At 60.5% G+C, this 23,008-nt stretch carries 18 protein-coding genes; 11 read left to right on the top strand and 7 right to left on the bottom strand.

The features are described from left to right. The first annotated feature begins 390 nt into the window (after nucleotides 1-390). From ACI2KB_RS25690 to ACI2KB_RS25680, 3 genes are all read left to right on the top strand, one after another. Nucleotides 391-1,683: an NCS2 family permease gene (locus tag ACI2KB_RS25690; RefSeq protein WP_404639286.1), complete on the top strand. Its 1,293-nt coding sequence runs from the start codon at nucleotides 391-393 to the stop codon at nucleotides 1,681-1,683. Next, on the top strand, nucleotides 1,680-2,765 hold the full coding sequence (gene trmA, locus ACI2KB_RS25685; protein ID WP_404639284.1) for a tRNA (uridine(54)-C5)-methyltransferase TrmA: 1,086 nt from the start codon (nucleotides 1,680-1,682) through the stop codon (nucleotides 2,763-2,765). The genes ACI2KB_RS25690 and trmA overlap by 4 nt, the downstream gene beginning before the upstream one ends. A gap of 250 nt (nucleotides 2,766-3,015) precedes the next feature. Then, nucleotides 3,016-4,299 (top strand): MFS transporter, encoded by a 1,284-nt coding sequence (locus ACI2KB_RS25680; RefSeq protein ID WP_404639282.1) that lies wholly within the window; start codon nucleotides 3,016-3,018, stop codon nucleotides 4,297-4,299. A 127-nt stretch (nucleotides 4,300-4,426) separates the two neighbouring features. Here the strand turns inward: ACI2KB_RS25680 and ACI2KB_RS25675 are convergent, their stop codons facing one another. From ACI2KB_RS25675 to ACI2KB_RS25645, 7 genes are all read right to left on the bottom strand, one after another. Further along, nucleotides 4,427-6,007 carry an aldehyde dehydrogenase (NADP(+)) gene (locus tag ACI2KB_RS25675; RefSeq protein ID WP_404639280.1) on the bottom strand — a complete coding sequence of 527 codons (1,581 nt, stop codon included), beginning with the start codon at nucleotides 6,005-6,007 and terminating at the stop codon, nucleotides 4,427-4,429. Nucleotides 6,008-6,016: 9 nt separating this feature from the next. Continuing rightward, nucleotides 6,017-7,012, bottom strand: coding sequence for an AraD1 family protein (gene araD1 / locus ACI2KB_RS25670; protein WP_404639278.1), 996 nt, complete (start codon nucleotides 7,010-7,012; stop codon nucleotides 6,017-6,019). 184 nt (nucleotides 7,013-7,196) lie between these two features. Next, nucleotides 7,197-8,372: an L-rhamnonate dehydratase gene (locus ACI2KB_RS25665; RefSeq protein ID WP_404639276.1), complete on the bottom strand. Its 1,176-nt coding sequence runs from the start codon at nucleotides 8,370-8,372 to the stop codon at nucleotides 7,197-7,199. Between the two features lie 37 nt (nucleotides 8,373-8,409). Next, a complete protein-coding gene (locus tag ACI2KB_RS25660) occupies nucleotides 8,410-9,732 on the bottom strand; it encodes an MFS transporter (protein WP_404639274.1) in 1,323 nt (440 codons plus the stop codon). Nucleotides 9,733-10,200: 468 nt separating this feature from the next. Further along, entirely contained in the window at nucleotides 10,201-11,205 is a 1,005-nt protein-coding gene (locus tag ACI2KB_RS25655; protein WP_404639272.1) for a 4-hydroxythreonine-4-phosphate dehydrogenase PdxA, read from the bottom strand. After that, the gene (locus tag ACI2KB_RS25650) at nucleotides 11,202-12,161 is read right to left on the bottom strand and encodes an amidohydrolase family protein (protein WP_404639270.1); all 960 of its coding nucleotides are present in this window, start codon (nucleotides 12,159-12,161) and stop codon (nucleotides 11,202-11,204) included. The genes ACI2KB_RS25655 and ACI2KB_RS25650 overlap by 4 nt, the downstream gene beginning before the upstream one ends. Then, a complete protein-coding gene (locus ACI2KB_RS25645) occupies nucleotides 12,154-13,503 on the bottom strand; it encodes an MFS transporter (RefSeq protein ID WP_404639268.1) in 1,350 nt (449 codons plus the stop codon). Before ACI2KB_RS25645 ends, ACI2KB_RS25650 begins: the two co-directional genes overlap by 8 nt. A 370-nt stretch (nucleotides 13,504-13,873) precedes the next feature. Here ACI2KB_RS25645 and ACI2KB_RS25640 point away from each other — a divergent pair, with 370 nt between their 5' ends. The 8 genes from ACI2KB_RS25640 (at nucleotide 13,874) to ACI2KB_RS25605 (ending at nucleotide 22,991) form a co-directional block, all read left to right on the top strand. Beyond that, entirely contained in the window at nucleotides 13,874-15,226 is a 1,353-nt protein-coding gene (locus ACI2KB_RS25640; protein ID WP_404639266.1) for a chloride channel protein, read from the top strand. A gap of 268 nt (nucleotides 15,227-15,494) precedes the next feature. Next, entirely contained in the window at nucleotides 15,495-16,121 is a 627-nt protein-coding gene (ycaC, locus tag ACI2KB_RS25635; protein WP_404639264.1) for an isochorismate family cysteine hydrolase YcaC, read from the top strand. A 298-nt stretch (nucleotides 16,122-16,419) separates the two neighbouring features. Next, complete coding sequence (locus tag ACI2KB_RS25630; protein ID WP_404639262.1) at nucleotides 16,420-17,436, top strand: Bug family tripartite tricarboxylate transporter substrate binding protein; 1,017 nt, start codon at nucleotides 16,420-16,422, stop codon at nucleotides 17,434-17,436. A gap of 61 nt (nucleotides 17,437-17,497) precedes the next feature. Continuing rightward, complete coding sequence (locus ACI2KB_RS25625; RefSeq protein ID WP_404639260.1) at nucleotides 17,498-18,031, top strand: tripartite tricarboxylate transporter TctB family protein; 534 nt, start codon at nucleotides 17,498-17,500, stop codon at nucleotides 18,029-18,031. Further along, nucleotides 18,028-19,554: a tripartite tricarboxylate transporter permease gene (locus tag ACI2KB_RS25620; protein WP_404639258.1), complete on the top strand. Its 1,527-nt coding sequence runs from the start codon at nucleotides 18,028-18,030 to the stop codon at nucleotides 19,552-19,554. The genes ACI2KB_RS25625 and ACI2KB_RS25620 overlap by 4 nt, the downstream gene beginning before the upstream one ends. Before the next feature lie 71 nt (nucleotides 19,555-19,625). Continuing rightward, on the top strand, nucleotides 19,626-20,564 hold the full coding sequence (locus ACI2KB_RS25615) for a LysR family transcriptional regulator (RefSeq protein WP_404639256.1): 939 nt from the start codon (nucleotides 19,626-19,628) through the stop codon (nucleotides 20,562-20,564). A gap of 545 nt (nucleotides 20,565-21,109) precedes the next feature. After that, complete coding sequence (locus ACI2KB_RS25610; RefSeq protein WP_404639254.1) at nucleotides 21,110-21,997, top strand: neutral zinc metallopeptidase; 888 nt, start codon at nucleotides 21,110-21,112, stop codon at nucleotides 21,995-21,997. Nucleotides 21,998-22,001: 4 nt separating this feature from the next. Then, a complete protein-coding gene (locus ACI2KB_RS25605; protein ID WP_404639252.1) occupies nucleotides 22,002-22,991 on the top strand; it encodes an alpha/beta hydrolase in 990 nt (329 codons plus the stop codon). Nucleotides 22,992-23,008: the final 17 nt, after the last annotated feature.

The following is a 23,008-nucleotide window of genomic DNA, read 5'->3' as shown; positions in this document are numbered from 1 at the left end:
CAGTTTATTTCTAAGGCTTGAAGCCCCACGACAATGCATTGCTGCCGCGTTGATGCAAATTACGCAGCCGCCTTGCGAGCCAAACGCACCAGCGCGACCTGTGCTTGCACTGGGGCGACATTGGTAAAGGTAGCGGGTTGACACCACTCTATCCGCCAGCCACAGATTCCCGTGGGAGCCGGCTCCCACAGGAGAACGGGGCGCCTGACGAAATGACTATCCAGACAAATCCCATCCCCCGACCGGCACCCGCCCCCTTTGCGCAACGCTGCTGGTATGATGCGCGGCTTTTTGTGACTGGCAGAATTTGTGCAGGCTGTTTCGGCTCGCTGTGCTTTGCTGTTTTAGTCGATTTCATTAATGGCGCAATGCGTCACCGGGGAGCCACACATGCTGGAACGGCTGTTTCAACTCAGAGCACATAACACCAATGTGCGTACCGAAATTCTGGCCGGGGTCACGACGTTCCTCGCCATGGCCTACATCCTGTTCGTCAACCCGAGCATCCTCGGCGCGACCGGCATGGACAAGGGCGCCATCTTCGTCGCGACCTGTCTGGCAGCTGCCATCGGCTCCACGGTCATGGGCCTGATCGCCAACTACCCGATTGCCCTGGCGCCGGGCATGGGCCTGAACGCCTTCTTCACCTACACCGTCGTCCTGCACATGGGCCACACCTGGCAAGTGGCACTGGGTGCGGTGTTCATTTCGGCGGTGATGTTCTTCCTGCTGTCGATCTTTCGCATCCGTGAATGGATCATCAACAGCATTCCATTGCCGTTGCGGTCGGCCATTGCGGCCGGTATTGGCCTGTTTCTGGCGCTGATCGCCCTGCACAACGCGGAAATCGTGGTCAGCAACCCGGCCACCATGGTCGGTCTGGGTGATCTGGCCAAACCCGCACCGATCCTCGCGGCACTGGGTTTTGCCCTGATCGTGGGCCTGGAAGCCCTGAAAGTGCGCGGCGCGGTGCTGATCGGCATTCTGGCGGTGACCATCGTTTCGATCGTGCTGGGCTTCTCGCCGTTCGGTGGCGTGGTGTCGATGCCGCCATCGCTGGCGCCGACCTTCCTGCAACTGGACATCGCGGGCGCGCTGAACATCGGCCTGGTGAGCGTGATTTTCTCTTTCCTGTTCGTTGATCTGTTCGACAACTCCGGTACCCTGATCGGCGTTGCCAAACGCGCAGGCCTGATGGGCAAAGACGGCCACATGCCGAAAATGGGCCGCGCCCTGATCGCCGACAGCACCGCCGCCATGGCCGGTTCGCTGCTGGGCACCTCGACCACTACCAGCTACATCGAATCCGCTGCGGGCGTGAGCGCCGGAGGCCGCACCGGCCTGACCGCCATCGTCGTTGCCGTGCTGTTCCTGCTGGCACTGTTCTTCGCTCCGCTGGCCGGTAGCGTTCCCGCGTTCGCCACTGCCCCTGCGCTGTTGTTCGTCGCCGTGCTGATGACCTCGGGCCTGGCGGAAATCAACTGGGAAGACATCACCGAAGCCGCGCCTGTGGTGCTGACTGCGTTGGCGATGCCGTTCACCTACTCCATCGCCAACGGCATCGCCTTCGGCTTCATTTCCTGGACCGTGATCAAGCTGTTGTCAGGTCGTGGCCGTGAGCTGAATTCGGCGCTGGTCGTGCTGTCGATTCTGTTCGTGATCAAGTTGGGCTTCTACCCATGAGTGCTCCGTTCGACCCCGCCAACTACAGCCAGCAGCTCGACGAAAAGGCCCAGCGCCTGCGCGAGTTGCTCAAGCCGTTTGACGCGCCTGAACCGCAAGTCTTCGATTCGCCCCGCGAGCACTACCGCCTGCGTGCCGAATTCCGCCTCTGGCGCGAAGACGGCAAGCGTCACTACGCGATGTTCGCGCCCGGCGACAAATACGCGCCGATCCTGATCAACGATTTCCCCATCGCCAGTCAGCAGATCAACGCGTTGATGCCCGTGTTGCGTGATCGTTGGGAAGCCAGTCAGACGCTCAACCACAAGCTGTTCCAAGTGGATTTCCTGACCACATTGGCGGGCGACGGCATGGTTACGCTGTGTTACCACCGCCCGCTGGACGACACCTGGCAGCAAGAGGCCGAGCAACTGGCGAAGGATCTCAACGTCAGCGTGATTGGTCGCTCCAAGGGCCAACGTCTGGTCATCGGTCACGATTACGTGACGGAAGAACTGGACGTCGCTGGGCGCACCTTCAGCTATCGCCAGCCAGAGGGCGCGTTCACCCAGCCCAACGGCACCGTGAACCAGAAAATGCTGAGCTGGGCGTACGAGGCGTTGGGCGAGCGGGAAGATGACCTGCTGGAGCTGTATTGCGGCAACGGCAACTTCACCCTGCCGCTGGCGACCCGTGTGCGCAAAGTGCTGGCCACTGAGATCAGCAAGACGTCGGTCAACGCCGCGCTGAGCAATCTGGCGGACAACGCCGTGGACAACGTCACGCTGGTGCGTCTGTCTGCCGAAGAGCTGACCGAAGCGCTGAATGACGTGCGTCCGTTCCGTCGTCTGGCCGGTGTCGATCTGAAGAGCTACGACTTCGGTTGCGTGTTCGTTGATCCCCCACGTGCGGGAATGGACCCGGACACGTGCGAGCTGACCCGACGTTTCGACCGGATTCTGTATATTTCCTGCAACCCGGAAACCCTGGCCGCCAACATTGCGCAATTGCACGACACCCACCGGGTCGAGCGTTGCGCATTGTTCGATCAGTTTCCGTATACGCACCATATGGAGTCGGGTGTGTTGTTGGTCAGACGCTGATCCGACAAACACCGCCGGACCTGTGGGAGCCGGCTTGCTGGCGAATGCAGTGTGTCAATCGACATTAATGTTTCTGACATCCCGCTTTCGCCAGCAAGCCGGCTCCCACAAGTTTCCTGTCAGCTCAATGCCCGGCGGTCAGTCAACTAACAACGCACCACCCATCATTAAATTTCTGACAGTAAGAGGCATATACCTCCTTACGGGTGTATAACGGTCGGCCGTCTTTCGCTTCGATGGATGTCCTGCCTTGAGTTCCGATACGCCCGCCTCGTCTGCCTCTGAAAGCGCGCTCAAACTGCCCGGTTTCCTTGCCTTCCTGACTGCCCGCCTCGCTGCCGTGTTTGCCATGCAAATTCAGGCCGTCGTCGTCGCCTGGCAGGTCTACGACATGACCCGCGACCCGATTTCCCTCGCCTACGTGGGGCTGGCGCAGTTCATTCCGATGCTGTTGTTGCTGATGCCCGCAGGCGATCTGATCGACCGCTACGACCGCAAGTTGATCCTGGCCGTCAGTTGGACCGTACAAGCGCTGTGCAGCCTGATGCTGATGCTGTTCTCGGTCACCCACCATCAAGACACCCGCCTGATTTACGCGACCCTCGCCCTCTTCGGCTGCGCCCGCGCCTTCACCGGCCCGGCGCTGCAAAGCCTGCTGCCGCAAGTGGTGCCCCGCGAGAAGCTGGCGTCGGCGATTGCGACGAACAGCATGATCATGCGCATCGCCACTATTGCAGGTCCCTTGGTCGGCGGTGGTCTTTACGCCGCGGGTGGCGGTGGGCTGACGTACACCGTGTGCATGGCCAGCTTCATCGCGGGCGTGCTGTTGTTGATGCGGGTGCCGGTGCTGTTCGCCGGGAAGAAACAGATTCTTGAATCCACCGCCTGGAAGCGCTTCACCGCAGGCATTGCCTTCATTCGTTCGCGGCCGATCATCCTCGGCACCATCTCGTTGGACCTGTTCGCGGTACTGCTGGGCGGTGTGGTGGCGTTGCTGCCGATCTACGCTCATGAAGTGCTGCATCTGGGGCCACAAGGGCTGGGGGCGCTGCGCAGTGCAATGAGTCTGGGTGAAGTCAGTACAGGGCTGTATCTGGCGGCGCGTCCGTTTGATCGCCATGTCGGGCTGGTGATGTTCATCGCCGTTGCGGTATTTGGCCTGGCCAATCTGGTGTTCGCCTTGTCGACGCTGTTCTGGCTGTCGTTGCTGGCGCTGATGATCGCCGGTGCGGCAGACATGGTCAGCGTCTACATTCGCTCGACGCTGGTGCAGTTCTCGACCCCGGACGACATGCGCGGCCGGGTGAACGCGGTGAACATGCTGTTCATCGGTTCATCCAACGAGCTGGGTGAATTCCGCGCGGGCAGCAGCGCTGCGATGTTCGGCGCGGTGCCTGCGGCGGTGCTTGGTGGGCTGTGCACGCTGGGTGTGGTGGGGACCTGGATGTGGGGCTTCAAGCCGCTGCGGCAGGTGAATCACTTTGCCGATGCGTCGCCTGCTGAGGTGACCGAGAAACAGACGGCGCGGGTTTGATCCCACTCCATACCGTACTTGTGGGAGCCGGCTTGCTGGCGAATGCGTCGGATCAGCCACATCAATGCTGAATGACATACCGCATTCGCCAGCAAGCCGGCTCCCACAGGGTTGATCGGCGTTTGGGCTACAGCGCTGAATCAGTAATATCCCCATCCACTAACCGCCGAATCTTCAGCGGGTTGGCGTTTTGCAACGCCTCGGGCAGCAGGGCATCCGGGTAGTTCTGGAAACACACAGGGCGCAGGAAGCGGTCAATCGCCAGTGTCCCCACCGAAGTCCCCCGAGAATCCGAGGTCGCCGGATACGGTCCGCCATGGACCATCGCGTCACACACCTCCACCCCTGTCGGATAACCGTTGAGCAACACGCGCCCGACCTTCTCCTGCAACGCTTGCATCAGCCAGGCATGGCTCGTCAATTCAGCCGACTCGCCGATCACGGTAGCCGTCAGTTGGCCGCGCAATCCGTTTAGCGCCGCTTTCAACGTCGCCTCATCCTCGACTTCGATGACGATGGTGGTCGGACCGAACACCTCTTCCTGCAAAAGCTCATCCCCGTTGAGCAGCAGGCTCACGTCTGCCTTGAACAACTGCGGCTGCGCTTGTTTGCCTTGCTGTGGATGACCGGCCAAATGCGTCACACCGCCGTGGCCATGCAAGTGCTCCAGCCCTTTGCTGTAGCTGACCAACCCACCCGCGTTGAGCATGGTCTGCGGCGCCTGATCGTTCATGTTGGCGCTGAGCTGTTCAAGGAAACGGCTGAACGCAGGCGAACGCAGACCAATGACCAAACCGGGGTTGGTGCAGAACTGACCACAACCCAAGGTGACCGAAGCGGCCAGTTCCGAGGCGATCTTTTCGCCACGCACCGCCAACGCCTCGGGCAACACGAACACCGGGTTGATGCTCGACATCTCGGCGAACACCGGGATCGGCTGAGGACGCTCCGAAGCCATTTTCACCAGCGCGTTACCGCCCTTGAGCGAGCCGGTGAAGCCGACCGCTTGAATCAGCGGATGCTTGACCAGCCATTCGCCAACGCCATTACCGAAGATCATACTGAACACGCCTTTGGGCATGCCGGTGCGCTCGGCGGCGCGGGTCACCGCTTCGGCCACGCGCTCGGCGGTGGCCATGTGGCCGCTGTGGGCCTTGACGATGACCGGGCAACCGGCGGCCAACGCGGACGCGGTATCGCCACCCGCTGTGGAAAACGCCAGCGGGAAGTTGCTCGCCCCGAACACCGCAACCGGGCCGACGCCGATGCGCACCTGACGCAAATCAGGGCGTGGCAATGGCTGACGATCCGGCAGCGCCCGGTCGATCCGCGCGCCATAGAAATCGCCGCGACGCAGCACCTTGGCGAACAGTCGCATCTGGCCACTGGTGCGCCCGCGCTCGCCTTGAATGCGCCCGGCAGGCAAGGCGGTTTCGCGGCAAACGGTGGCCACGAAATCATCGCCCAGCGCGTCCAGTTCATCGGCAATCGCATCGAGAAACTGCGCGCGCTTTTCCGCAGGTAGGTTGCGGTAAATCGGGAACGCCTCGGCAGCGGCCTTGGCGGCAGTTTCGACTTCCGCTTCAGTGGCCTGCACGAACGGGTGCGGCAAGGCCTCGCCGGTTGTTGCGTCGAGGCTGCTCAACTGCACAGAGCCCTGCGCGCTGCGCTGCCCGGCGATGAAGTTGTGTCCTTGATGGGAAGACATGAGCACTCCTTAAAGGGTTTTGACCTGACCGATCGCCACCGGACGCGGGCCTTCGCCGATGCCATTTTCCAACGGCGCGCCGAACGCATCGAGGCTGATCTGGAAGCGGTCGCCGGGCTGGGTTTTCACGCCGTCAGCAAACGACAGCGTCGCCGTGCCGAAGTAATGAATGTGCACGTCGCCCGGACGCAGGAACTGCGCGTACTTGAAGTGGTGGTATTCGAGGTTCGCCAGGCTGTGGCACATGTTGTCCTCGCCGCTGAGGAATTCCTTCTCCCAGATCACTTCGCCATTGCGCTTGATGCGGCTCATGCCGGACAGGTGACGCGGCAGCTCGCCGATGCGTAGCTCAGGGCCGTAGGCGCAATAGCGCAGTTTGGAATGGGCGAGGTACAGGTAGTTACGGCGCTCCATGACGTGGTCGGAAAACTCGTTGCCCAGCGCGTAGCCGAGGCGGTACGGCTGGCCGTCGTCGCCGATGACGTAGAGGCCGGTCAACTCGGGCTCTTCGCCTGCGTCTTCGGCAAACGGCGGCACCGGGAAGTCCGCGCCGGGACGCACGACGATGCTGCCGTCGCCTTTGTAGAACCACTCCGGCTGCGCGCCGACCTGGCCTTGGGCGGGTTTGCCGCCTTCGATGCCCCATTTGAAGATTTTCATGGTGTCGGTCATGCCCGCTTCGACCTCACCGTCATGCTGGTGCATCTTGTCGCGAGCCGAGGCGCTGCCCAGATGGGTCAGACCGGTGCCGCTGATCAGGCAGTGGGCCGGGTCTTCGTGGTCCAGCGGCGGGAGGACCTGGCCGTTTTGCAGCAAGGCTAAGTAATCAGGACCAGACTCGGTGCCGCGTTTGCTGACTTCGGTTTGCAGAGAGTGTTGGCTGCGAATGGCGGCCAGGGCCAGTTCGCGGGTGCTGGTGGTATTGCGAACGACGTTGACCTGCGCACCTTCGACAACGCCGACCTGGCGTTGTCCGGTGCTGTTTTCGAATTGGATCAGGCGCATTGTTTGTCTCCAGAAGCCGGTCTTTCAAAAACACACGTGACGATCCTGTGGGAGCGAATTCATTCGCGATTCGGTTTTACATTCAAAACACTTGTGTCGGATGTGCCGACCTCTCGCGAATGAATTCGCTCCCACAGAGTGAGATGCGCCCGCCGCGCAATCGCAGGCGGGCGACGTTTGCTCATCACTCGATAATGTTGAACTCGCTCAGATACTCTTCCGAGATCTCCAGCCCCAACCCCGGCTTGTTGTCGTCCAGCTGGATGTAGCCGTTGACCGGCGCAGGCTCGCCTTTGAACACGTAGTAGAACAGCTCGTTGCCGACCTCGACGTCGAACACCGGGAAGAACTCGGACATCGGCGAGGCGGTGGTGGACATGGTCAGGTGGTAGTTATGCATCTGACCGGCGTGAGGAATGACCGGCACCGACCAGGCTTCAGCCATGGCGTTGATCTTGCGCGCAGCGGTGATGCCGCCCACGCGGTTGGTGTCGTACTGGATCACGTCGACCGCGCGGCGTTCGAGCATGTCTTTGAAGCCATACGAAGTGAACTCGTGCTCGCCGCCAGAGATCGGCATGATGCCCATCTTCTTCAGCTCGATGTAGCCTTCCAGGTCGTCGGCAATCACCGGTTCTTCAAGCCAGCGCGGTTCGAATTCAGCCAGTTTCGGCAACATGCGACGGGCGTATTCCAGGGTCCAGCCCATGTAGCACTCCAGCATGATGTCCACATCGGGACCTGCCAGTTCACGCAGCGCGCGCACTTGTTCGATGTTACGACGCATGCCTGCCGGGCCGTCTTTCGGGCCGTAGCCGAAACGCATCTTCATCGCTGTGAAGCCCTGGCTCAGATAGCCCTGCGCTTCTTCCAGGAACAGGTCCAGATTGTCGTTGGCGTAGAGCTTGGAGGCGTAGGTCCAGATCTTCTCTTTGGTGCGGCCACCGAGCAGTTTGAACACCGGCTTGTTGACGGCCTTGCCCATGATGTCCCAGATGGCGATGTCGATGGCCGAAATGGCCGCCATGCCGATGCCTTTGCGGCCCCAGGCGTGACTCTGGCGGTACATTTTCTGCCAGATGTATTCGTTGTCGAACGGGTCTTCGCCAATGGCGATCGGGGCCAGGTAGGTGTCGATGATTTCCTTGGCCACGCGAGGTGCGAGGGCGCAGTTACCAATGCCGACGATACCGTTGTCGGTCTCGACTTCCACCACCAGCCAGCCGTGGAAACGGAAGGAGCCCATCGCGTCGCCGCGCTCGAACAGGATGTCGCTGGCGTTGGTGCAGAAGTGCGCTTGTGGTGGAACGACCTTGCCTTTCCATTCGAAGACGCGGGTACGGATTGCCTTGATTTTCATGGGTGCGATTCCTTGATTGCTACTTCAGGATTTGAGTTCAGCCGACCTGTGCGCAGGTCAGCGGAGTGGGAGCGTTCGGGGTGTCTTGCTGCTTCAAACGAGCGATCAAAATGGCGCCGAGAATGCCAACCGCCGCCAGGGCAAACATGCCTGCGCGCGGGTCGCCATAGCTGGCTTCCATGATGGTTTTCAGGTTCGGCGCGACGAAGCCGCCGAGATTGCCGATGGAGTTGATCAACGCAATGCCGCCTGCCGCTGCGGCGCCGCTCAGGTAGTTGGTGGGGATGGTCCAGAACAGCGGTTGCACGGCAACGAACCCGGCCGCCGCGAAGCAAAACGCGATCACCACCGGCACCGTGCTCGTGCCCAACGCCGAGGCGGCGATACCCAACGCGGCCATGGTCAACATGCACACGGCGAGACGACGGTGCAGGCCAGTACGGTCGGCGTAACGGGTGATCAAGCGAGTGACGATCAGCGCGCAGACCCACGGGATCGCCGTGATCAGGCCAACGTTGAGACCCACGTGGCCGTCGCCCAGACCCGCAATGCGGGTCGGCAAGTAGAACACCACGCCGTACACACTCATCTGAATGGTGAAATACGCCACGCAGAACTTGAGCACGCGACCGTTGCGCAGAGCACTCAAGAAACCGTGCGGGCTGGCTTTCTTCTTCGAATCTTCTTCAGCCAGGGCACTGCTCAGCGCATGCTTTTCTTCATCGCTCAACCAGCGAGCCTGCGCCGGGCGGTTGACCAGATAGAAGTACGCCGCGATGCCCACGGCCGACGCCATCAGGCCCTCGACGACGAACAGCCATTGCCAGTTGGTCAGGCCGAACACGCCGTGGAAGTCCAGCAACCATCCCGACAGCGGGCTGCCAAAGACCAGCGCCAGCGGCAGGCCGAAGTAGAACAGGCCCAACGCCTGGCCACGGCTTTTCGACGGGAACCAGTAGGTGAGGTAAAGGATGATGCCGGGGAAGAAACCGGCTTCGGCCACACCCAGCAGGAAGCGCAGGACGTATAAGGTCTGGGCGTTGTGGGCGAACATCATTGCCGCCGAAACCAAACCCCAGGTGACCATGATCCGGCACAGCCAGACCTTGGCGCCGAGCTTGTGCAGCATGTAGTTGCTGGGCACCTCGAAGAAGGCATAACCGATGAAGAAGATGCTCGCGCCAAACGCGAACGCCGCATCGCCCAGACCGGTATCAGCGGCCAGCGCGGCTTTGGCAAAGCCGACGTTGGAACGGTCGATGAAGGCCAGGATGTACATGAGAATCAGGAAAGGCAGCAGGCGGAGCCGGCTTTTGGAAATGGCCCGATCAAGAGCCTGAGCAGAAACAGGAGCTGTCATCTGTGTGTTCCTCGGTGCCCGCTACCCCGCATGAGACGGGACAGGCTTTTTGTAGTTGTTATTCGATGCGTCTGGCGCTGGCGCTGCGCGTCGATGGGGTGAATTTAGCCAGCCGGAACGGGGCACGGCTAATCACTTATGCGTATCCAGTGATAGCTACAGGTGATCACTTAGAAAGCATTTAGATACGTAGGGTTATAGGGCGGTGAGAGCTGCCTTCCGCAGAATCGCGCCGATCATGAATCCACGGTGCGACACACATCTCTGTGGGAGCCGGCTTGCTGGCGAAAGCGGGGTTTCATTCAACATTGATTTATCTGACCCGACGCATTCGCCAGCAAGCCGGCTCCCACGCCTTCGGCAGAAGCTATATATCCGCGATCAAAAAACCGCAGGCAAAAAAAAACCGCAAAGCGCTCATCACACCTTGCGGCAAAAACATGGGCTGTTGCTGTAGAGCTCAGCGGGTCAAACGTTGCTCTGCCCCATCCGGCAGGCAATCTCGAACGCCTGGCGAATCGCGCCGACATTCGCCTTGCCCTTCCCGGCAATATCGAAAGCCGTCCCATGGGCAGGCGTGGTAATCGGGATCGGCAAGCCGCCCTGCACCGTCACGCCGCGCGAGAACCCCATCAACTTGATCGCGATCTGGCCCTGGTCGTGGTACATCGTCACCACCGCGTCGAACGCGCTGGCATCGCCCTGTACTTTCAAGAAAATCGTGTCCCCCGGATACGGCCCGTCAGCGTTGATGCCTTGTTCCTGCGCGGTTTTCACCGCTGGACCAATGATGTCCAGCTCCTCGCGGCCAAACGAACCGTTGTCGCCGTTGTGCGGATTCAAGCCGCACACACCAATGCGTGGCGCCTTCAGGCCGTTGCGCTTGAGGGCGGTGTCGATCAAGCGAATCGCCTCGATCACCCGCTCCTGACTCAACATCCCCGGCACCGCCGACAACGCCACGTGAGAGGTCACGCGGGAAGTCCACAAATTGTCCAGCACATTGAATTCACAGAACGGCCCGTCGAAACCCAGCAACTCGGCAAACCAGTGCAGTTCATCGTTGTGGGCCATGCCCGCCATGTGCAACGAAGTCTTGTTCAGCGGCCCGAACAACACAGCGTTGGTGGTCTTGGCGGCTGTCAGCTCAAGGGCGACTTTCAGCGTGTCCAGCGAGTAACGACCGCCGATGACACTGGCCTCACTGCGCGGGAATTCGCCCACGGCATCGCCCCGAAAGTTGTAAAAGAGCGGCGTGTCATCGGTGAAATCCAGCGCATCCAGCGACTCGATCTGCCGATACGGAAACGACAGCCCCGCGATGTCCATGCCCCTACGCATCTCGCTCTCATCGGCGATCAGCACGACGTGAGCCTGACTGCGCACTTTTTCATCGCTGAGCAAGCGAGCGATCAATTCCGGCCCAATGCCCGCCGGGTCGCCGAGCACCATCGCAATACGGGTTTTGTTCATGCCTGACTCCTCATCTGTTCCTGCCGTGGACGGGCCAAGGCACACGGCTCACAACGGTAAATGCGTTGCGCGTTGCTGTAGAAAAGACGCTCCTGATCGGCACGGGGCAGATCACGAACGATGTGTTTGAAACCGCTGTAGATGTCGTCGAACGAGCCGCACAGGCTGTCGACCGGAAAGTTGCTGGCGAACATCGCGCGCTCGGCGCCGAACATGGCGATGATCTCGCGCACGATCCAGGCGTTGTCTGCGGCGCTCCAGCGTCTGCCAGGCAAACCCAGCCCGGAGATCTTCACCACGACGTTAGGCTGCTCGGCCAGTCTCGACATCGCTGCATGCCACCCGGCAAGCCCTTCAACGCTGCGATCCGAGGGTAAGCCCGCGTGGTTGAGGATCAGTGTGGTCTGGGGAAAGTCCCGTGCCAGCCACTCGGCTTCCGGCAAGTTCCACCACGGGGTTTGCAGGTCAAAACGCAAGCCCAGTTCATGCAGCGTCGCGTAACTGCGGCGCCAGTGCTCATCACTCATCAGCGTGCGTAGCTTACCCACTTGCTCAGGTGATGTCGGGCCGCCCGGCTTGTGCCGCACACTGCGCACGCTGGAGAACAACGCCTGCTCAGCCAACAGTGAAGTCGCTTCGGGATGATCGAGCCACGCCTGCGCCACGACCGCGTTGGGCACGCCGTAGCGCGCGGCGATTTGTTCAATGAAACGGGTCTCGCCAATCGGGTCAGTCGGGTCCCATTCGGTCTCGACGTAAACGGTCTGCACCACGTTGTGCTCGCCTGCATCGGCGAAGTATTCCGGTGGCAAATAGCGACGTTTGATCGCCGAGTAATCGCCGTAGCGAAACGGGATGTTTGCCCCCTCCGCCAACCAAGGGTGATAGTTGGCCTGCGGGTCCCAGAAGTGATGATGAGCATCGACAATCGCTCCGTTGTAGACCGCCTCAGACATGGTTCACCTCCTGCTTGCCGTCGAGACCGATCAGCAACGTGGCAAGGACGAACAGCGCTGCGCAGATCGCGAAGAAGCCCAGCACCGCGCCGAATCCACCGAAGAATTGCAGGATCAGGCCGACCAGAATCGGCACGAAGATGCCACCGATGCTGCCCGCCAGGTTCATCACGCCGCCGATCAAACCAACGCGAGCCGGAGCCGCGAGCAACGCCGGGAAGCTCCAGTACAGGCTGCCCCACATCAGGAAAAACGCGGTCATCGCCAACAGTGCGACGGCTGCAATCGGGTCACTCAACTGTGGCAGTACCAGCAGCGCGCCAAGAGCAATCACGCCGGAGAACGTCAGCAGCCCCTTGACCGCCACGCCACGGCGCACGCCTTTGCGAATCAAGCCGTCGCAGAGGAAACCGCCAGTCAGCGAACCGAGCGAGCCACAGATGAAAATCACAAAGGTCGCGAAGCCGATTCCCTTGATATCGAAGCCGCGCGCTTGAGCCAGATAACTCGGCCCCCACGTCAGCAGACCGAAATACACCATCGCCCACGTCGAACGCCCCACCAGCAGGCCGACCAGCGAACGCCCCGCAATGCCCAGCCCTTTGACCTTGGCCTTCGCCGCCTCGGCTGCCGTGGTTTCACGACCAGCGTTGATCTTATCCAGCTCCGCTTCGTTGACCTGCGGATGCACCGACGGATCGTCACGCAGATAACGCCACGACACCCAGCCCAACAGCAGCGTCGCCACACCGGCAATCACAAAGGCCGAACGCCACGAATCTAGCGAAACGATCAAATAAGCGATGATCAGCCCGCCCAGCGCCACGCCCAACGGGCTGCCACTGTCCATCATCACCGCGCCGCGACTGCGCTCGCTCGGCGCCAGCCACAACGAAATCAGCTTGCCGCCCGACGGAAACAGCGGCGCTTCAGCAGCACCGAGGAACATCCGCGCAAACAGCAGCGAAGCGCCGCCCGTGGCGAACCCGGCCAACACCTGAAACGTGCCCCACAAACCGGTGGACCAGGTGATCACACGGCGCGGCCCAAAGCGGTCGATCATCCAGCCGCCGGGAATCTGCAACAGCGCGTAGGCCCAGAAAAAGCTGCTCAAAATCAGCCCCTGCATCGCAGGCGAAAGGGTGAATTCCTTGGCGATGGTCGGCATCGCAATCGACAGCGACACCCGGTCGATCAGGTTGACCATCGTTAGCACAAAAATGATTGCGAAGATGCGCCACCGCACCGTGCTGGCCCGGGCGGCACTGGCAACGCTTGACGTAGGGGATGCGAAGGAATCGCCCGTTGCGGACAGGGGCACATCGGCGCTGCTGCGAGCCATGGGTGCGTACCTCGATGTTGTTGTTTTTATTGTCGACGCCCTGCCAGAAGTGCGCCGGTCATGGCAGCCACTATCGGAGGTGCAGCGATAACCGTCTAATCAAAGCTGGAAATACGGTGATAGCTGGAGGATATAGCACGCGTGAGGTTTGGTGATTGCAGACCGCAACGCTCGCTTTGGCTTTGGCCCTTCATACACAGATAGCAAAAGCGAACGGCAGGGACAGGGGCAGAGGCAGCCAACGGCAACGGCAACGGTTTCCGATAGCGAGACTCTCGACCATGGAAGCTCTAATAGTCCTTAAATATTTCTAGATATTGCGAATAAGCCCATAATCGGATCTTCCAATCCCGACGCCAGCGTTCTCTAGATGTCAGACCCGACTGCACCGTCCAGCGCATCCGAACAGCCCTCTCAGCCCCTCTCGCCCACGCGTCGCTTCAAGCGCCCGCGCTGGCGGCAATGGCGCCAGCGGTTCGCATTCTGGGTGGGTGCACTACTGACGGGGCTGGTCGCACTGGCTTTTGCGTGGCTGGCGGATGAGGCATTTGTGCTGTTCAAACGCACCCTCGATGTCAGCCGTTGGCTGCCCGTGTTGATCACCCCGCTGGGCTTCGGCTTGCTCGCCTGGGTCACCAATCGCTGGTTCGGCAATGCGCGGGGCAGCGGTATTCCTCAGGTGATCGCCGCCTTGGAGTCACCCTCTCGACGCTTTCGTGCTCAGGTCCTGGCGCTGCCAGTGGCCGCAGTGCGCATGTTCTTCACCCTCGGTGCGCTGCTGGTGGGCGGGTCCGTCGGTCGTGAGGGCCCCACCGTTCACGTCGGCGCAGCGGTGATCTATGCGTTCGGACGGCAACTGGGGCTGCATGGCCGAAATACCACCGCTGGGCTGATTCTCGCCGGGGGCGCCGCCGGTATCGCAGCAGCTTTCAACACACCGTTGGCGGGTATCGTGTTCGCTATCGAGGAACTCAGCCGAACCTTTGAACAACGCTTCAGCGGGCTGGTGCTGACCGCCGTGCTGATTGGTGGCGCGGTCACGCTGGGATTGATGGGGCACTACGCCTATTTCGGCGACATCAGCGGCGGCCTGCCCACCGGCTGGGGCTGGAGTGAAATTCCCGCCTGCGCTTTGCTCGGCGGCGGGTTGGGCGGGCTGTACGTCAAGCTGGTTCTACCGAGTCAAACGGGCTGGTTGGGGCGCATGGCCCAATTACGCGGACGCTTTCCGGTGCGTTTCGCTGCGACGTGCGGACTGCTACTGGCGATACTGGGACTGATCTCGGGAAACCACGTCTACGGCACCGGCTATGAAGAAACCCGCGCCCTGCTGGAAGGCCATCCCATGACCGACAGCGGCTTTCTGTTGTGGAAGTTTCTGGCCAACGTTGTTTCGTATCTGGCTGGCATTCCAGGCGGTCTGTTTTCGCCTTCGCTGAGCATTGGCGCTGCATTCGCTCCTCTGCTTTCGCTGCTACCCGACGTTAATCCCCAAACCTGTGCCTTGCTCGGAATGGGCGGCTATCTCGCCGGTGTGACCCGTTCTCCGCTGACGGCCTCGGTGATCGTGCTGGAGCTGTCCCACAGCCCGGATCTGGTGATTCCAATGCTCGCTGTCGCCGTTCTGGCGTCAGCCATTTCCGGCTGGATCATGCCGGTCTCGCTCTATCACGCGCTGGCAAAGCAGGTGCTGGACAAGGTCGCGCCGATCACGACGCGCTAGCGCCTGGAGGAGTGAGCTTGCTCGCGATTGCGCTTCATCAGACATAGTTGCACCCACAGCTCCACCGCTATCGCGAGCAAGCTCACTGCTACCGAAAAGCGGCGCACACCAATTGTCCCCAAATTCGAATCAGTGAGTTCGAATTCTGCTGGATTGTTAGCCGATCCAACCTCCCCTAAAGTTCACCCCATGCCGCAGCCAATGAGCACAACGCCACGGCCGGCGCCGATTTCAAACCTACTCTTTCGGCTCAAAAAGGAATGCACACATGACTACTTACAAGCGCCTGGACAAGAACGACGCCGTACTGCTGCTGGTTGACCACCAAACCGGTTTGATCTCGCTGGTACAGGATTTCTCGCCAAACGAGTTCAAGAACAACGTGCTGGCCCTGGCCGATTGCGGCAAGTTCTTTGACCTGCCGACGATCCTGACCACCAGCTTCGAATCCGGCCCGAACGGCCCACTGGTCCCTGAGTTGAAAGAGATGTTCCCGGATGCGCCTTACATCGCTCGCCCTGGCCAGATCAACGCCTGGGACAACGAAGATTTCGTGAAAGCGATCAAGGCCACTGGCCGCAAGCAACTGATCATTGCCGGTGTGGTGACTGACGTGTGTGTGACGTTCCCGACGCTGAGCGCGTTGGCGGAAGGCTTCGATGTGTTCGTGGTGACGGATGCGTCGGGCACCTTCAACGAGGGTGTGCAGCAAGCGGCGTGGAATCGCATGTCGGCAGCCGGTGCGCAGTTGATGAACTGGTTCGCCGTGGCCTGTGAGCTGCACCGCGACTGGCGCAACGACATCGAAGGCCTGGGCAACCTGCTGTCCCAGCGCATTCCGAACTACCGTAACCTGATGAACAGCTACTCGGCGCTGACGGCTGCCAAGAAGTAACTTCACCCCAAAGTAATCTCCCCCAAGGCAAAGGGCGGGCATTGTGCCCGCCCTTTTTGTTGTATCCAAAAACTCTCTGGTAGACGGGAAACCTGTAGGAGCCGCCTTGGTGGCGAATGCGGTTGACCAGCCCAGATAGAATCTCCCACAGGTCCGAATTTAGCGCCCCGACCGATAACCCCAGGCTATCGGTGTATGTGATGTTTTGAGTAGACGCGACATGGCAACTTTCCCACACTCCTCGCACGGCTGATCACAACGATGGCCACTCATAACAACTACAAAAACGAGGATCACCATGCGAACCGCCTCCTTCCGACGCGCGTCCCGTTTGCTGTTTGGCTGCACATTCATGTGTGCCGCAGCCCTTCCCACCTTCGCTCAAGCCGCCTGGCAACCTGACAAGAACGTCGAGATCGTCGTGGCCGGTGGCCCCGGTGGCGGCACGGATCAGTTGGGTCGCCTGATTCAATCGATCATCAGCACCCACAAACTGCTGGACGTGAACACCGTGGTCCTGAACAAGGGCGGCGGCAACGGCGCGGAAGCCTTTCTCGACATGAAGGTCTCCAAAGGGGACGCCGACAAACTGGTGATCGCGACCAACAACATTTACCTGCTGCCGCTGGTGTCCAAGCTCGGCTACGAATGGCAGGAACTGACCCCGGTGGCCGCCGTGGCGGAAGACGACTTCATCCTCTGGACCTACAAAGACGCGCCCTGGAAAGACGCCAAAAGTTTCTACGAGGCGGTCAAAACCGACCCGTCGCGCATGAAAATGGGCGGCAGTCAGTCCAAAGACGTCGATCAGACCCTGACCCTGCTGCTCAACCAGACCAACAACACCAAGCTGGTTTACATCCCGTTCAAGAGCGGCAGCGAAGCCGCGACCCAACTGGCCGGCAAACACATCGCCGCCAACGTCAACAACCCCGCCGAAAGCATCAGCCAATGGCGCGGCGACCAGGTACAGCCACTGTGCGTGTTCAGTAAAGAACGCATGGCCTACACCGAAAAAGTCGCGGGCGACAAATCCTGGGCCGACGTGCCTACCTGTCAGGAAGCCGGTCTGGGTATTGATCAGTACCGTTTCCCACGCACCATCTTCATGCCCGGCAATGTCAGCGCCGAACAGCGCGCGTTCTATATCGACCTGATGCGCAAAGTCTCGGAAACGCCGGAATTCAAGGCTTACGTGACACAAAACGCGCTGGTGCCGACCTTCCTCGAAGGCGATCAACTGACCGCCTACATCGAGAAAGACACCGCCCGCGTCACCCCGGTATTCAAGGAAGCCGGCTGGCTGCGCAACTGACCTGCCCTGCTGCCACGCCCCTGTGATTGCAGGTCGCGGCAGCGATTCGCTGGAGGTGTTTATGTCTGATTCTTCCCGTTCAGCCTCACTGGTGGGCACCCGCTGGGTCGAGATTGGCCTGGCGTCGTTCACGCTGTTGATCGGCGCGGTGGTGATGTTCGGCAGTATCGAGCAAGGCATCGGCTGGGGTGATGCCGGTCCTGAGCCCGGGTATTTCCCGTTTTATATTGGGCTTTTGCTGGCGACGGCGAGCCTGGCTAACGCCGTGCTGACATTGATTCGCTGGAAGCCGCTGAACATCAGCTTCGTCAGCCGGGGCGAGTTTCGGCAGGTGCTGTCAGTGTTCATCCCGATTGCCCTGTTCGTCTGCGCAATGCCCTTCACCGGTATCTACATGGCCTCGGCGGTGTTCATCGCCTGGTTCATGTGGCGTGACAAAGTGCGCGCAAAGCCTTACGGGCTGCTGATGATCGGCTGCGTTTCGGTTGGCGCGGTGGTCGCCAGTTACCTGATCTTCGATCTGTGGTTCAAGGTGCCGCTGGACGCAGGCCCCGTGGGAGATTGGGTCGCCATGGCCGGGAGGTCGCTGAAATGAGCGAGTTCGATTCTCTGCTGCAAGGCATGAACCTGATCCTCACGCCCGGTCACATCGGGTTGATGGTCGTGGGCGTGCTGCTGGGCATTCTGGTCGGCGTGCTGCCAGGCCTCGGCGCCCCGAACGGCGTGGCTTTACTGCTGCCGATCACCTTCACCATGTCGCCGGTCTCGGCGATCATTCTGCTCTCGTGCATGTATTGGGGCGCGCTGTTTGGCGGGTCGATTACCTCGATTCTGTTCAACATTCCCGGCGAACCGTCGTCGGTGGCGACGACCTTCGATGGCTACCCGATGGCCCGCGAAGGCCGCGCTGCCGAAGCCCTCACTGCCGCCTTCAGCTCGGCGCTGATTGGCGCGTTGGCGGGCGTGATGCTGCTGACGTTCCTCTCGACTCGCATCGCCGAATTCGCCATGACCTTCAGCTCACCGGAGTTTTTCGCGGTGTACCTATTGGCCTTCTGCACCTTCATCGGCATGAGTAAGAACCCGCCGTTGAAAACCGTGGTGGCGATGATGATTGGTTTCGCGATGGCGGCAGTAGGCATGGACACCGTGTCCGGCAACCTGCGCCTGACCTTCGATCAACCGGTGCTGATGACCGGCATCAGTTTTGAAGTGGCGGTGATCGGCCTGTTCGGCATCGGCGAAATCCTGTGCACCGTCGAGGAGGGCTTGGTGTTTCGCGGCGAACATGCGCGCATCACGCCGATGGTCATCCTGCGCACCTGGGCAAAGCTGCCGCGTTACTGGTTCACCATTTTGCGCAGCACGATCGTCGGTTGCTGGATGGGCGTGACACCCGGTGGCCCGACCGCCGCGTCGTTCATGAGCTATAGCATCGCGCGGCGTTTCTCGAAGAACCGCGACAACTTCGGCAAAGGCGAAGTTGAAGGCGTGATCGCCCCGGAAACCGCCGACCACGCCGCAGGCACCAGCGCGTTGCTGCCGATGTTGACGCTGGGCATTCCCGGATCAGCCACGGCAGCGGTCATGCTCGGCGGCCTGATGATCTGGGGGCTGCACCCCGGCCCGACGCTGTTCGCCGAGCAGCATGATTTCGTCTGGGGCCTGATCGCCAGCATGTACTTGGGCAACGTGGTCAGCCTGCTGGTGGTGCTGGCGACGGTGCCGCTGTTCGCCTCGATCCTGCGCATCCCGTTCTCGATCATTGCGCCGATTATCATCATGGTCTGCGCCATCGGGGCATATTCGGTGCACAACTCGATGTTCGACGTGCTGCTGATGTTGGGCTTTGGCGCGCTGGGTTATCTGTTCAAGAAACTCGGCTACCCGATCGCCCCACTGGTGCTGGCTGCGGTGCTGGGCGACAAGGCCGAAGACGCGTTTCGCCAGTCCATGCTGTTCTCGGACGGACAACTGGGCATCTTCTGGTCCAACCCGCTGGTGGGCAGCCTGACCACCACCGCATTGCTGATGTTGTTCTGGCCGATGATTTCCAGTGGCATCAAAGCCGCATTCGGCTGGCGCAATCGCCATGCAATCAAGGCGAAAACGCTGTGATGGCACGCAACGCTGGAAATGCCTTGCAGTTCTTGTCAGGCTCGCCGCAAACAACAATGCGAGCGAGCCACATGACCCGAATTCCCGACGCCAGTGTTATCCACAGCCGCCTGCGCCTGCGCCAGCTGCGGTTGATGCTGGCGTTACAGGAGTTCGGCTCGCTGCGCCGTGCCGCCGATAACATCGGCATGACCCAACCGGCGGCGACCAAGATGCTGCATGAGGCCGAGGACCTGCTCGGCGTCGAACTGTTCGAGCGTCTGCCGCGAGGCATGCGCCCGACGCCGTTCGGGGAAACCGTCATCTATTACGCGCGCATGGTGTTCGCCGAACTGAGCGGCATGCGCGAAGAACTGGTGGCGCTGGAATCCGGCAACCTGGGCCGCGTGGCAGTCGGCGCGATTCCGGCGCTGGCCTCGGGTCTGCTGACGCGCACCATCGCCACGTTGAAGAAAAGCCACCCGCGCCTGTCGATGAGTATTCAGGTCGACACCAGCGACGTACTGGTTCAGGCCTTGTTGCAAGACCAACTCGACGTGGTCCTGGGCCGGATTCCCGGCGGCGCTCGCGCTGAAGAATTGCAATTCGACAGCCTCGGCGAAGAAGCCTTGTGCGTCATCGCCGGTGCACAGAACCCGCTGGTCAACGTCAAGGGTCTGAGCTGGGCCACCCTGCAAAACGAGACATGGGTGTTGCAACAACACCCCAGTCCCATGCGCGCGATCATCAATCAGGTGTTCCACAACGCGCGGGTCGACGTACCGAACAGCATCGTCGAAACCACGTCGATCATGACCCTGCTTTCGCTGGTGCAACAAACCGACATGCTCGGCGTCACCCCGCTGTCCGTTGTCGAAGACTACGCCGGTCGCGACCTGCTGGCCGTCCTGCCCATCGACTTCGAAGCACGCCTGCCACCTTATGGACTGATTACCCGACGTCATCGGATTCAGTCCTCGGCGATGCAGGCGTTCATCAATTCGGTGAAGGCAGAACAGCCTGATTTGTAGGATTTTTGAACCCTGTACCTAGGACCATTCTGATTTTGCCGAAACTGCCGCCCCAATCATCGTAAGGCCCGCGCCGTTTACCTATCCTCGCCCGCTTCAGGGTAATGGCGCGGTTCACCTCCAAAAACCTCGACATCATTGAAGGGTATTTGCCCAATTGCCGAAGTGTCATCAACACAAAAAGCCTTTGGGGAGGAGGCATTAGAGGTCGGCATATACGACTCAGCATGATATTCGCCACTATGTGGATGCCTGAAATCATGTATCGCAGAGGTGACATCACTAAAATGCACACCTGAGCATCCCTCTCTATCTACGGCGACGCATTTGGGCACTTAACATTTGGCTCTTTATTAACTGCGGCTCATTGGCAGCTTTGACCTGTTCAATGGAATTACTCCGGTAACCCACGGCTCAGAGCGCATTCAACCTGTTTGAATGCGTCCTGAACCATTCCTCACCTCTTCCCTCTTAAGTCCCGATACCAGACGACCGGCCATCCCCGCCGTCTACACTTCCTACACGACTCAAAGAGGGTTCCTACCATGCTCTGGAAAAAAGGACGTCGCAGTGACAACGTCGTCGACGCGCGCGACGACACTGGGGGTGGCGGTGGTCTGCGCCTCGGGGGCAAGGGGCTGGGGCTTGGCGGGATTGTGATCATCGTCGCCATTGGCCTGTTGACCGGCCAGGACCCGATGCAGATTCTCGGGCAGATCGCCGGGCAGATGGGCACGCAGCAGACCAGCGCCGTCAATCCGCAAACCCGTCAGGCGCCGCCCGCCAATGATGAACAGGCGGATTTCGTGCGGGCGATTCTGGGGGACACCGAGGATACGTGGCGGCAGATCTTTCAGCAGGGTGGCCATCAGTACAAAGATCCGACGCTGATTCTGTTCCGGGGCCAGGTGCAGTCGGCCTGCGGTTTCGCGTCATCAGCCAGTGGCCCGTTTTATTGTCCGGCGGATCAGCGGGTTTATCTGGACATGGATTTCTTCCGTGAAATGGCGCAGCGCTTCAAGGCGGCAGGGGATTTCGCTCAGGCGTACGTGATTGCACATGAAGTTGGCCATCATGTGCAGACCTTGCTAGGTGTTTCAGCTAAAGTTGACGCCGCCCGTCAGCGCGGAATGCGCATGGAGGGCGATAACGGTCTGCTGGTGCGTCAGGAGTTGCAAGCCGATTGCCTCGCCGGCGTTTGGGCCTATAACGCACAAAAGCGTTTGAACTGGCTTGAACCCGGTGATATTGAAGAGGCGCTGAATGCGGCCAACGCCATTGGCGATGACCGTTTGCAACAACAAAGCCAAGGGCGTGTAGTGCCTGACTCGTTCACTCACGGGACGTCTGCCCAGCGGGTTCGCTGGTTCAAGACAGGTTTTGCCCAGGGACAAATCAACCAATGCGACACGTTCGCCGCCAAGAGCCTCTGATCCTATGATGAAACCGCTTTCGATCCTGTTGTTGGGCACCCTGATGAGCGTTACCGCTCATGCTGCGGATCAGGCGGTCAAATCCATCAGCCCGGACCGGCTGCTGATCAATGGAACCTCCCAGGCCACGCTGGGGCTGAGCCAGAGCTGGGTGCGCCCCAGCCCGCAGATTCAGCGAGTGGTCATTGTGTTCCATGGCCGCCTGCGCAATGCCCAGACGTACCTGCGTAGCGTCGAGCGCGCCGCGAACCAGTCCAAGCAACGCTCGAAAACGCTGCTGATCGCGCCGCAATTCCTCGATGAGAAAGACATCACCGCGCACCATTTGCCAGAAAACATTTTGCGCTGGCATCGCAACGACTGGATGGCAGGCGACAAGTCGCTAGGGGCCAAGCCGATCAGTTCGTTCGTGGTGATCGATCATATCCTCAAGCGCCTGAGCGACAGCAAACTGTTCCCGAACCTCAAGGAAATCGTGATCGCTGGCCACTCCGGCGGTGCGCAGGTGGTGCAGCGCTACGCCGTGATCGGCGGCAAGGAAGACGCGTTGTTGAAGAAAGAAGGCATCAAGCTGCGTTACGTGATCGCCAACCCGTCGTCCTACGCCTACTTCGACGCGACCCGGCCTTTGCCGGTGAGCGCAGCGACCTGCCCGGCGTTCGACACCTGGAAGTACGGCATGAACAAGTTGCCGCCTTACGCGGGCAAAGACACGGCTGCCGAACTGGAAGCGGCGTATGTGAAGCGTGACGTCACGTACCTGCTGGGTGATCAGGACACCGACCCGAACCACCCGGCGCTGGACAAGGATTGCGGTGCTGAAGCGCAAGGGCCGTTCCGTCTGGTGCGTGGCCACAATTACTTCGATTACCTGACCAAACGTCACCCAGAAGGGATCAATCAGCGTTTGATCGAGGTGAAAGGCGTGGGTCACAACGGCGATGCGATGTTTACCTCGCCCGAGGGGCAAGCGGCGTTGTTCAAGGGGAATTGAAAACGTCCATCACAGTG

It is taken from the genome of Pseudomonas sp. NPDC088444, assembly GCF_044900175.1.
GTDB lineage: Bacteria > Pseudomonadota > Gammaproteobacteria > Pseudomonadales > Pseudomonadaceae > Aquipseudomonas.
This window is presented reverse-complemented; position numbering and strand designations above follow the sequence as displayed.